Origin of the sequence: Mycobacterium sp., assembly GCF_035603715.1 — a bacterium.
In the GTDB taxonomy this organism is placed as follows: domain Bacteria; phylum Actinomycetota; class Actinomycetes; order Mycobacteriales; family Mycobacteriaceae; genus Mycobacterium.
The window spans coordinates 1-10,581 of record NZ_DATNJW010000659.1; the positions used below are offsets into that span (position 1 = coordinate 1).

The following is a 10,581-nucleotide window of genomic DNA, read 5'->3' on the forward strand; positions in this document are numbered from 1 at the left end:
GGTCCGGGCGCTGCTCGGCGTTGCGGGCAACCGCGTCGGACAACGTCACGTCCGACCACCAGCCCGCGGCGCGGTAGCGGGCCGACTCCTCGTCAGTGAATGCCGGCGAGCCCACAGTATCCAGGCCGCCGGTGCTCATCACCCGATGATATGGCGCTCGTTGGCCCTTGCCATTGGCATTCGTCGACTTCAGCCGGGGATCGGCCGATGTCAGGCATCCTGACGCTTATGAACGGATTGCTGAACGACCGGATCGCAGTGGTGACCGGCGGTGGTGGCGGCATCGGCGCGGCGACCGCGCGGTTGTTCGCCGACCATGGCGCCCAGGTAGTCATCGCCGATATCGACGCCGACCTCGCTCAGCGGACCGCGGAGCAGATCACGGCTTCGGGCGCGTCGGCGTTCGCGGCGGTGACCGACGTCCGCGACGCCGGTCAGGTCGCCGACATGGCGCGATCGGTGTTGAAGCGTCATGGTCGGGTGGATGTGCTGGTGAACAACGTCGGTCATTGGCTGCGTCACCCCGGCAACTTCGTCGACACAGATCCGCAGCTATGGGACGACCTCTACCGGGTCAACCTGCATCACGTTTTCCTGGTCACGCATGCTTTTCTGCCCGCGATGATTGCCCGACGTAGCGGCGCGGTCGTCAACGTCTCGTCGGTCGAAGGCCTGCGCGGCTATCCGGAAGATCCGGTTTACGCCGCCTTCAAGGCCGCGGTCAACCACTTCACGCGCAGCCTGGCCGTCCAGGTCGGCCGCGACGGCGTCCGCGTCAATGCGATCGGGCCCGACGTCACCGAATCGCTGCAGGTGCCCTATTCGCAGTGGCTTTCGGCAGAAGAGCAGGCGCAGTGGCCGCAGTGGGTGCCGGTCGGGAGGATGGGCCTGCCCGAGGATCAGGCCCGGGTGATCCTGTTCTTGGCGTCGGACCTGTCGGCGTTCGTCACCGGTCACACGATCCCGACCGACGGTGGCACCGGCGCCGCCGGCGGATGGTTCCGCTCCTCACGCCGACCCGACCGGGAATGGACGAATCGACCCGTTGCGCCCTAGCGACTCAGCTCGGCTGGCGAAGCGGCAGACCGGCCGCACGGTAGATCCCGTCGATGACGGTCATGTTCTCGATCGCGTCCTCGGGAGTGGTCTTCACCGGTTCGCCTCGTAGCACCGCCCCGGCGAACGCATCGAGCTGATATGCGTAGGACGGGCGACGCGGAAAGCGTTCGACACGTTTGCCCTCGGGCGAGCGAATAGACAGCCGGTTGACCATTTGTGGCATCACCGGATTGAGCAGCTTCAACTCGCCCCGGTCGCCGACCACTCGAGCGCTGATCTCCAGCAGGTGCGCCGACCACATCGAGCAGCGGACCCGCCCGGTATGGCCCGCGGCGAACCGCAGCTCGGCTGTCATCGCCCGGTCGATCTGGGGATTGCGGAGTTTGGCCTGGGCCGAGACCACCTCTGGCGTTGACCCGCCGAGGGTGCGGACGATGTGGACCGCGTAACAGCCGGCGTCCATCAACGCGCCACCGGCGAGCGGGTAGTTGTAACGGATGTCGGAGAACCTCGGCAGCGGGAAGCACAAGGCCGCCTCGACCCGCTGCAGCTTTCCTATTACGCCCGAGGCGATGATCTGCTCGGTACGTAACGTCATCGGGTGGTACCGGTAGTGAAAGGCTTCCATCACGACGCGGTCCGACTTCGCCGCCAGGTCGGCGATCTCGCGGGCTTCGTCCGCGTTTGCGGTAAACGGTTTCTCGCACAGCACGTGCTTACCGGCGTCCAGCGCGGCCCGAGTCCATTTGCCGTGCAAGCCGTTCGGCAGTGGGTTGTACACCGCGTCGATATCGGGGTCGGCGAGCAGCGCCTCGTAACTTTCGTGGACGCGTGGAATGCCGTGTTTGGCAGCAAATGCCCGAGCGCGTGAGCCGTCACGTGCCGCCACCGCAGTTACGACAACGTCGGCGTTGTCCTTCGCCGGGTTGATGAGCGCCGATGGCGCGATGCGCGCCGCGCCTAGCACGCCGATTCGTAATGATTTTTCATGTTCAGGCACGGACAGAAGCTAACACTCGCATGCAGCGTCGGCACCGAAAAATAGTAATCCTCAGTTTGTTTCGTCGATATGTGCGCGCAATCACGCCGCAACCAGCTGAATTTTTCTCAGCCAGTCCACCTGATTTATTAATGTCGCACGCAGAAAGTGCGCATACCGTCGCCCTATGTCTGCGGTCGGGGAACTGGTACGGTTCCCGCCGGCTCGCCGGGGGGCGTCGCCGCCATTGCGCTGTCCACGCGGCCATCTGATGCGGGTCGAAAGAATAGTGGCCAATAGCGCCGCCTGCTCGTGCGGACGACACCAAACATGGCGATGTCATTGCGGTGCAATGACATACGAGCCCGCGATTGGTACAACGTGCGATCTGCCTCGCCGGGCCGTTGCCGGCGAGACGGGTTCATTCCGGTTGGCTTGATCGTGAGTGCCGAGCAGTGGACGCGGATGGCAATTGACGAATGCGCCAAAAAACTCAAGCCGTAAACGACATGTCAAACTCTCGTAAAGAAGCCTCGACATCTCTCGCCGATTGGCAACTGGACTGCGTACATTTTTCATATCGGATTGTCGGGCCCAACAGCCCGTCCCGCCCAAGGAGAAGATCATGATGCCCGTTGAGTCGCGACTCCAAGATGAAATGCGCAGCTGCGCCGTCGAGTTGCGCCAACTTGCGTACACGCTCCAGAACGGGGTCGGCGAACACGACCTGCTTCGATTGTCCGAACGGATGCGCGCCGCAGCTGACCAAGGAATCCGCAGCGGGGCCTAGTTGCCTTAAGCGCCAGGCGGTTTCGGAGAGTCACCCGGACCGGGCGTCTTCGAAGACTGGCCGTCGTCGGGCGTCAACTGGCTCGGGCAGTACGAGTTGGCTGCGAGCACCATGAACTGTCTTGCGCCGCTCCCGGAGAACGAATTGAGGTCTACCAGCTTTTTTTCGATGTCGGCTTCGGAAGTTCCTTTGCCGGCCATGTCACAGACGTTTTTGGCCACCGCGACCGCTTGACTCCCGTCCTTATAGGTGAGCCCTGCGTTGGTCACTTGTTTGAGGAAATCCCCGTCTTTGTTGGTGTTGTCGGACGGAGTGTCAGGGTCGGCGTATACGGGCGCCGCCATACCGATCATGGAGGCGACGCTGAGCAGCATCAGCAGACGTTTCATAGTTCCCGAGTCTTCCAAAACTGCGACGGTTGCGCAGCCCGCCTCCGAACATCTCAGCCAGCGAATAACACAAATTCAGACAGCGTTAACGGCGATGTCGCTCCCCCGATATCGGAGCCGCGCTACTCGGATTCGTCTTCGCGTTCGGCGTCGGCCACCGTCAACGGCAACGCCAACTCCTCGAGCGGACGTTGTTCGGCGGCGACACCGAGCCACAGTTCCACCAGGCCCGCAACGGCCATCACCGCCGCACCGATGAGGAACGACCACATCACCTGGCTGCGCTCGCCGGACTCGATCAGCTGGCCGAATAGCAGCGGGCCACTGATGCCGCCGATCGCGGTGCCGACGGCGTAGAAGAACGCGATCGCCAATGCCCTGGTCTCCATCGGGAAGATCTCGCTGACGGTCAGGTAGGCAGCGCTCGCGCCCGCCGAAGCCAGAAAGAACGTTGCGGCGAGTACGCCGATGAAGGTCCACACACCGCCGATCTGGTTGACAAACAGGACCGCGAGAGCAACGGCCACTACAGCCGAGCCGATATACGACAACGCGATCATCGGTTTGCGCCCCACCGTGTCGAACAGCCGTCCGAGCACCAGCGGCCCGAAAAAGTTGCTCAATGCCCACAGAATGTAGAACTGCGGCACCTTGCCGGCGTCGATTCCGTAGAAGCCGCTCAGCAATGTGCCCAGATTGAACGTCACGCCGTTGTAGAGAAACGCCTGTCCGATGAACAGCGCCAGCCCGAGGACCGCGCGCCGCGGATAGAGCATGAACGCCACCCGGGCGATTTCGACAAACGAAATAGTCTCGCGCTGACGGATTTTCAGCGGTTTTCCCTGCGGCTGCGGCAGCGGCTGGCCGGTTTCCCGTTCAACGTCGGCTTCGATCTCGCCGACGATCCGCTCGGCTTCCTGGTTGTGTCCGTGAATGAACAGCCAGCGCGGGCTTTCCGGAATGTTGCGCCGGACCAGCAGCACGAAGATGCCGAAGAGGGCGCCGACGCCGAACGCAAGCCGCCATCCGATGTTGGCGGGAAAGTTTGCCGTGTCCAGCAGGACAAGCGCGCCGCCGGCTCCGGCGGCTGATCCCAGCCAGTATGTCCCGTTGATCACCAGATCCACGCGACCGCGCACGCGCGCGGGGATCAGTTCGTCGATCGCTGAATTGATGGCCGCGTATTCCCCGCCGATGCCTGAGCCGGTGAAGAACCGGGTGAGGAAGAAGAACCACGGCGCAAAAGCGAACGCCGTGGCAACGGTTGCAGTCAGGTACACCGCGAGGGTCAGGATGAACAGATTGCGCCGGCCGAAGCGGTCGGTCAGGTGACCGAAGAACAACGCACCCAGGCATGCACCGGCGATATAGATCGCCGCCGCCACCCCGATGTCCGCTGGGGTGAGCGCAATGCCGCTGCCGTGCTCGGTGAGACGCGACGACACGTTGCCGACCATCGTGACCTCGAGCCCGTCCAGGACCCACACCCCGCCGAGGCCCACGACAACGCGCCAGTGGAATCGGGACCACGGCAACCGATCCAGACGTGCCGGAACCTGCGTTGTGATGGTGCCGGTCTGGGCGCCTGCGCTCATGCTTCTCCGTTCTGGTCAGACCCGAGGTGTACCCACTGCCATCCGGAGCGAGTCAGATGATCGAGCCGGCCGGATCATCGCTGCCGGCACCGGGCAGATCGCGTTGCATCCACGCGACGTCATGCCAGTCGTCGAGCTTCCATTCGACGCGGCGGTACAGACCGGCCTCCCGGAACCCCAACGACCGGTGAAAGGCGTTGCTGGATTCGTTTGGTTGAGTGATGCCGGCGAGGACTCGCCGATAGCCGCGCTCGCCGAGCCGATCGAGAAGCTGCGTGTACAGCTCTCGTCCGCCGCCGCGACGGTGATGGCCACCGTCGATATAGATGCCGGTCTGGACCGTCCATCGATAGGCGGGATGAAGATTGAGCGCATGTCCGTAGGCGAATCCGACGATCTCGTCGTCGTATTCGAGGACCAGCCACGCGTGTGTATCGCAGGCCGCGGTAATTCGTGCAGCCATCTCGCTGACGGCCGGGACGTCGAGTTCCCAACTCACCGTGCTGTTCTCGACGTAAGGACGGTAGATCGCCAGGCACCCGGCGGCGTCCTGCGGGCGCGCCTGACGCACGCGGGTAGTGATGGGCGGCATGCCGTCAGTCTTGCAGTCCCGGCTGGGCAGGTGCGCTCCTGTTGACGAACGGCCAGTTCGGGCCACGCGGTGTTAGGTTCTGGATGTGTCTACGGCATTTTGGGGTCTGCTCGCGTTGATCGCCTTAGGGGTGACGCTGTTACTGCTGTTGATCGGAACTATCTACGCGCGGCGGTTGGAGGCGGAACCCAAGCTGCCGTTCAGCGAGGAAATCGGGGCCGCGCCGCGGGTCATCAAGAAGCTGCGCAAACGCGAAACCATGACGCGAGAAGAGTTCGAGTACGCGCAGCGCATTGTCGCCATCCGTGGCAATCCCATGGCTTTCTGCATCCCCTTAACCCTGTTCGCGATGTCGACCTACTACATCTTCGCGTGTCTGGAATACCTCCAGGGCGCCACCCCGTCCGAGCGGCATTTCATCGGCGTGATCCCGATGATCACCTCGACAAACCTCGTCATTCAGCTGCTGCGCGCAAAGCGACTCAAGGGTCGTCTGCGCACCGCACAGGTGGTGGGCTGAGGCTCAGTCGCAGGTGCTGCCGAGTGCCCCGGGTGGTGATAACGTTCCGCAAGTTGTAGTCGTCTCCGTTCTGTACTGGTAACGTCATAGCGGCCATATATCAAGCTTGTTGATATGTGGCCAGACGATGCCGGATCGAAGGACGAGATACGGGGAAAGGCGTTCCGAAGGGGTGATTGGGTGAGCCCTCGTCCAACCGCGCGGACTGTCCTGGCGCGAATCTGGATGCCGCTGGTTGCCGTCATCGCAGTAAGCGTCGGTCTGGTCTGTATGTACAAAGTGCACCAGTTTTCCGAACCGGAGCCAGTCATCACGGTCAACGGTCCGCAGGCGCCGGAGGAGTTCAACATCAAACGGCTCACGTATCAGGTGTTCGGCCCCGCCGGAAAGACCGCGAAGATCGTTTATGTCGACATCGACGGGCACCCGCATCCAGTCGATGTGACATTCACGAACGAGCCCTGGACTCACGACGAAACCACCACACTGACAGTGGCGTCCGGCGCCCTTTCAGTGCACGTCCACGGCGGTCCGCTGCGCTGCCGGATGCTGGTGAATGGCATGCTGCCACCCCCGGAGTCCGGCGTCCCCGAGGCTTCGGATAATCATCCGGACGCTGACGTCGAATGCAGGGTGAAATCCGCGTGAGCGAACACCGGCTTGATGAACCCCGGGTCAAACGCCCGTTTCTTCCCAGGATGGTGCGTAGATTCGCGATACCGCTCATCTTTTTCTGGGGTTTTTCCGCGGTCACGATGACTGCGTTCACGCCCAAGGTGGAGGACGTCGCAGAAGAACTCGCCGGCCCGATGGTCCCGCACTATGCGCCGTCGCAGCGGGCGTTGCTGCACATCGGCGAAAAGTTCCACGAGTCCAATTCGACGAACTTGACCATGGTGGTGTTCGAGGCGCAAAACCGACGATTGGGCGACCAGGATCACGCGTACTACGACGATTTGATGAAGCGCTTCCAGCGCGACACCAAGCACGTGCAGTACGTGATGGATCTCTGGGGCCAGCCGTTCACGGCGGCTGGAGCGCAAAGTGTGGACGGCAAGTGCACCTACACGCTGCTGCGTCTGGCCGGCGACATCGGCCAGATGGAGGCCAATGACTCGGTGAACGCGGTCCGCGACATGATCGCCAAGGACCCACCACCGCCGGGACTAAAGGCTTTTGTGAGCGGTGCGGCGCCACTGGCCTCGGACACACTGAGCATCGCCAACTCGAGCTTGAACAACGTCACGATCATCACGATCCTCCTCATCCTGGTGATGTTGATGTTCGTCTATCGCTCACCACCCACGCTGCTGCCCGTTTTGCTCGGCGTCCTCATCGAAATGCTGTTCGCCAAGGGGCTCATCTCATTCCTCGGGCATCACGGATGGCTCGAGTTGTCCTCGTTTGCGGTGAACATCGTCATCGCACTGACCTTGGGAGCCGGAACGGATTACGGCATCTTCCTGATGGGGCGCTATCACGAGGCTCGGCAAGCGGGAGAGAGCCGAGAAGACAGCTTCTACATTGCCTACAAGGGCGTAACGCCGATCATCATCGGGTCCGGGCTGACGATCGCCGGCGCGTGTTACTGCCTGACGTTTGCGCGCCTGAACTACTTCCACACCATGGGTCCGGCTGTCGCGATCACCATGCTATTCACCATCGCCGCAGCGCTGACGCTGGGTCCGGCGATTTTGACGGTGGGGAGCCTGTTCGGGATGTTCGATCCGCGACAGGCCGCCAAGGCGCATGTGTATCGACGGATCGGAGCGAGCGTGGTGCGCTGGCCGGTGCCGATCCTGGTCGCCAGTTCGGCCATCGTCATGTTGGGTGCGATCTTCGTGCCGAGCTATCGGCAGAACTACGACGATCGGCAGTACCAGCCGCACAATTCGAAGTCGAATCTGGGTTTCCAAGCCGCCGACCGACATTTCCCCAAGAGCAAATTGTTCTCCGAAATGCTGATGGTGGAAACCGACCACGATATGCGCAACTCAGCCGATTTCATCTCGCTGGACCGGGTCGCTCGAGCTCTGATCCGCCTGCATGGTGTGGCGATGGTCCAAGGCATGACCAGGCCCTTGGGTCGACCGCTCGAACACGCCAGCATTCCCTACTTGTTCACTACTCAGGGCAGCGGCAACGGTCAACAGCTGCCGTTCAACCGGGAGCAGAACACCAACACCGACGAGCAGGCGAAGATCCAGGAAGACTCCGTCGCGGTGTTACGGAAAGAGATCACCTTTTTCCAAACGGTCTCCGATGAACTGCACAAGACGGTCCTCACGATCGAGGACTTGGAGCACGTCAGCAACGAGATCAACGACAACGTCTCGAATCTCGACGATTTCTTCCGTCCCTTGAAAAGCTATTTCTTCTGGGAGAAGCACTGCTTCGACATTCCCATTTGCTGGACGTTCAGGTCGGTGTTCGCGACCATTGACCAGATCGACCATCTGGCCGAAGACATCAAATACGCCCGGATTTCTCTCGCGGTGGTGGACGAAACCTTTCCGAAGATCATTGCCGAGCTGAAGGCCACGGCCGACGACACCGATGCGCTGAAGGCGAAGCTGGTCAACTCGTACGGTTCTGCCGACCTTCAATCCCTGGCGACCGAGCAGACATTCGATGACTCGATCAACGTCGGCAACGACTGGGACAAGTCCCGCAGCGACGACTTCTTCTACATCCCGCACGAGGGTTTCGACAACGAAGACGTCAAGACCGGCGAAAAGTTGATGATGTCGCCGGACGGCAAGGCGGCCCGCTTCATCGTCACTCATGAGGGCGACGCCATGGGCCCCGAAGGTGTCGAGCACGTCGCACAATTCCCCGACGCAATCAAGACGATCTTGAAGGAGACGTCCCTGGCCGGTGCGAGGGTGTACATCGGTGGCTCGGGATCCAATGACAAGGACATCAAGGAATACGCGATGTCCGATCTGCTCATCGCGGCCATCGCCGCGTTCGTGCTGATTTTTTTGATCATGATGTTCATCACACGAAGCCTGGTGGCGGCCTTGGTGATTCCCGCCACCGTGGCGTTCTCCTACGCCGGTGCGTTCGGGTTGTCGATCCTGCTCTGGCAGCACCTGATCGGGCTGCCGTTGCACTGGCTGATATTGCCGCTGACGTTCATCATCCTGGTGGCGGTGGGATCGGACTACAACCTACTGCTGATCAACCGGGTCAAAGAAGAACTTCACGGTGGAATACATACCGGTCTGATCCGCGCACTCGGCAGCACGGGCGGCGTGGTGACATCGGCGGGTCTGGTGTTCGCGTTCACCATGCTGGCCATGCTCACAAGTGGTCTCCGAACCATCGGTCAGATGGGTTCAACCGTCTGCATAGGCCTGCTACTCGACACGCTGATCGTGCGTTCGTTCGTCGTGCCGTCCATCCTGGCCATCCTGGGACCGTGGTTCTGGTGGCCAACGGTGGTACGGCGACGGCCGCAAGCGCAGCTAACTCACCAGTAGACGTCATCTGCTCGTAAGAAACGCTGGGCAGAATTGATCACTATGCAGACGCCATCAAGCCGGGTGCTCCAAATGCGGGCAGTCGACCTCACTAACCGCTTGCCGGGCTACCAACTCCGCGAGTACGGCGAAGGTGATGACTCGTGGAAGCGAGTCAAATCGAGGGTTGTCTGCGAACTGGCACCGCACGAAGGCAGCGTCCTGCCGGAGCTGTGCACGGTGACGTTCACCGACGGAACCGAGCGCTACTTCAACCCCAATGATCAGGTGGAAATCCGGCCGTAACCGGTCAGGCCGGCACTTCGATTGCGTAGAGCTGGTGGGTGCCCTGCAGGCCTTTGAGTTCGGCCGCGCGGGGTTCGGATAAATCGATGTTGGGCAGACCGTCGACCGCTTCGCGCACCGCCTCGCTAACGAGGATTTCGCCGCCGGCGGCTTGATCGGCGATGCGGGCGGCCATCGCGACGTTGCGCCCGAAAAGGTCGTCCCCGCGTCTGACCGACGGTCCGATGTGGATGCCGATCCGGACTCTGATGCCCGCCCATTGCTCAGCGTTCTTGAGCAGCGCGCGCTGGATGCCAATCCCGCACAACACCGCCTGTTCGGTGTCGGCGAACGCGATCATGAATCCATCGCCCTGGGCCTTGACCACGTGCCCGCCGTGATCGGCGACAAGCTTTTCGATGAGCCGGTTGTGGCGCTCGAGGACCTTCACCCATTCGCGGTCCCCCAACTGTTCGTTGTGCGCTGTGGAGTCCTCGATGTCGGAGAAGGCGATCACCACATCACCATCTGCGGTCAGTCGTGCGAGGTCGGGACGTTCGACCTGCGCCCAGCCGGCAAGATCTTCGATCGAGTTACGGACTGTGGCGCCAATACCTTTGGTGATCAGGGAGTCCGCTGTCCGCCACGCGGTCCTGATTGCGAACGGCGCAAGCCCGGGGCGCCGTCGCCGGCCGGCAATCCTGGGTTGGCGAGCGCGCTCAAGTTCCGAACGAGTGTCCTTCAGCTGATGTCGCGACACGGTGAGCAGCACCCCAAGCGCAATGAGTCCGCCGAGTTCAAAGACCGCGATGCCGCTCGCCACCAAGGCCGCGCTCATCCGTAGCCCGCTGACGCGAACGGTGTTGTCACTGCTTGATTATGACCGTCGACGCCAGGCCACTAGCGAG

Annotated in this window: 11 protein-coding genes; 6 read left to right on the forward strand and 5 right to left on the reverse strand. The window is 62.0% G+C overall.

All coding sequences use genetic code 11. From position 1 onward, the window contains the following. Nucleotides 1-228: 228 nt before the first annotated feature. Complete coding sequence (locus VN856_RS26625; RefSeq protein WP_325694899.1) at nucleotides 229-1,056, forward strand: SDR family oxidoreductase; 828 nt, start codon at nucleotides 229-231, stop codon at nucleotides 1,054-1,056. Nucleotides 1,057-1,060: 4 nt separating this feature from the next. Here VN856_RS26625 and VN856_RS26630 read toward each other — a convergent pair whose 3' ends face one another. Next, nucleotides 1,061-2,059 (reverse strand): Gfo/Idh/MocA family protein, encoded by a 999-nt coding sequence (locus tag VN856_RS26630; RefSeq protein WP_414687059.1) that lies wholly within the window; start codon nucleotides 2,057-2,059, stop codon nucleotides 1,061-1,063. A gap of 604 nt (nucleotides 2,060-2,663) precedes the next feature. Between VN856_RS26630 and VN856_RS26635 the strand changes: the two genes are divergently transcribed. Beyond that, entirely contained in the window at nucleotides 2,664-2,828 is a 165-nt protein-coding gene (locus VN856_RS26635; RefSeq protein ID WP_325694901.1) for a hypothetical protein, read from the forward strand. Nucleotides 2,829-2,833: 5 nt separating this feature from the next. Here the strand turns inward: VN856_RS26635 and VN856_RS26640 are convergent, their stop codons facing one another. From VN856_RS26640 to VN856_RS26650, 3 genes are all read right to left on the reverse strand, one after another. Continuing rightward, the gene (locus VN856_RS26640; protein WP_325694903.1) at nucleotides 2,834-3,202 is read right to left on the reverse strand and encodes a DUF732 domain-containing protein; all 369 of its coding nucleotides are present in this window, start codon (nucleotides 3,200-3,202) and stop codon (nucleotides 2,834-2,836) included. 137 nt (nucleotides 3,203-3,339) lie between these two features. Further along, on the reverse strand, nucleotides 3,340-4,812 hold the full coding sequence (locus VN856_RS26645; protein ID WP_325694905.1) for an MFS transporter: 1,473 nt from the start codon (nucleotides 4,810-4,812) through the stop codon (nucleotides 3,340-3,342). Between the two features lie 52 nt (nucleotides 4,813-4,864). Then, nucleotides 4,865-5,404, reverse strand: a complete 540-nt coding sequence (locus VN856_RS26650; RefSeq protein WP_325694907.1) for a GNAT family N-acetyltransferase — start codon at nucleotides 5,402-5,404, stop codon at nucleotides 4,865-4,867. An 85-nt stretch (nucleotides 5,405-5,489) separates the two neighbouring features. On the opposite strand from VN856_RS26650, the gene VN856_RS26655 reads away from it, so the two are divergent. The 4 genes from VN856_RS26655 (at nucleotide 5,490) to VN856_RS26670 (ending at nucleotide 9,694) form a co-directional block, all read left to right on the forward strand. After that, nucleotides 5,490-5,924: a hypothetical protein gene (locus VN856_RS26655; protein WP_325694909.1), complete on the forward strand. Its 435-nt coding sequence runs from the start codon at nucleotides 5,490-5,492 to the stop codon at nucleotides 5,922-5,924. A 225-nt stretch (nucleotides 5,925-6,149) separates the two neighbouring features. After that, a complete protein-coding gene (locus VN856_RS26660; protein ID WP_325694916.1) occupies nucleotides 6,150-6,572 on the forward strand; it encodes an MmpS family transport accessory protein in 423 nt (140 codons plus the stop codon). A 50-nt stretch (nucleotides 6,573-6,622) separates the two neighbouring features. Continuing rightward, nucleotides 6,623-9,409, forward strand: a complete 2,787-nt coding sequence (locus tag VN856_RS26665; RefSeq protein ID WP_325694918.1) for an RND family transporter — start codon at nucleotides 6,623-6,625, stop codon at nucleotides 9,407-9,409. Between the two features lie 72 nt (nucleotides 9,410-9,481). Then, entirely contained in the window at nucleotides 9,482-9,694 is a 213-nt protein-coding gene (locus tag VN856_RS26670) for a hypothetical protein (protein ID WP_325694911.1), read from the forward strand. Nucleotides 9,695-9,698: 4 nt separating this feature from the next. Here VN856_RS26670 and VN856_RS26675 read toward each other — a convergent pair whose 3' ends face one another. Next, nucleotides 9,699-10,511, reverse strand: a complete 813-nt coding sequence (locus VN856_RS26675; RefSeq protein ID WP_325694912.1) for an adenylate/guanylate cyclase domain-containing protein — start codon at nucleotides 10,509-10,511, stop codon at nucleotides 9,699-9,701. Nucleotides 10,512-10,581: the final 70 nt, after the last annotated feature.

Bases quoted from the DNA above. Each gene is read 5' to 3' on its own strand.
- VN856_RS26625 (WP_325694899.1), top strand. From the start codon at position 229: ATGAACGGATTGCTGAACGACCGGATCGCAGTGGTGACCGGCGGTGGT.
- VN856_RS26635 (WP_325694901.1), top strand. From the start codon at position 2,664: ATGATGCCCGTTGAGTCGCGACTCCAAGATGAAATGCGCAGCTGCGCC.
- VN856_RS26640 (WP_325694903.1), bottom strand. From the start codon at position 3,202: ATGCTGCTCAGCGTCGCCTCCATGATCGGTATGGCGGCGCCCGTATAC.
- VN856_RS26645 (WP_325694905.1), bottom strand. From the start codon at position 4,812: ATGAGCGCAGGCGCCCAGACCGGCACCATCACAACGCAGGTTCCGGCA.
- VN856_RS26650 (WP_325694907.1), bottom strand. From the start codon at position 5,404: ATGCCGCCCATCACTACCCGCGTGCGTCAGGCGCGCCCGCAGGACGCC.
- VN856_RS26660 (WP_325694916.1), top strand. From the start codon at position 6,150: ATGCCGCTGGTTGCCGTCATCGCAGTAAGCGTCGGTCTGGTCTGTATG.
- VN856_RS26665 (WP_325694918.1), top strand. From the start codon at position 6,623: ATGGTGCGTAGATTCGCGATACCGCTCATCTTTTTCTGGGGTTTTTCC.
- VN856_RS26670 (WP_325694911.1), top strand. From the start codon at position 9,482: ATGCGGGCAGTCGACCTCACTAACCGCTTGCCGGGCTACCAACTCCGC.
- VN856_RS26675 (WP_325694912.1), bottom strand. From the start codon at position 10,511: ATGAGCGCGGCCTTGGTGGCGAGCGGCATCGCGGTCTTTGAACTCGGC.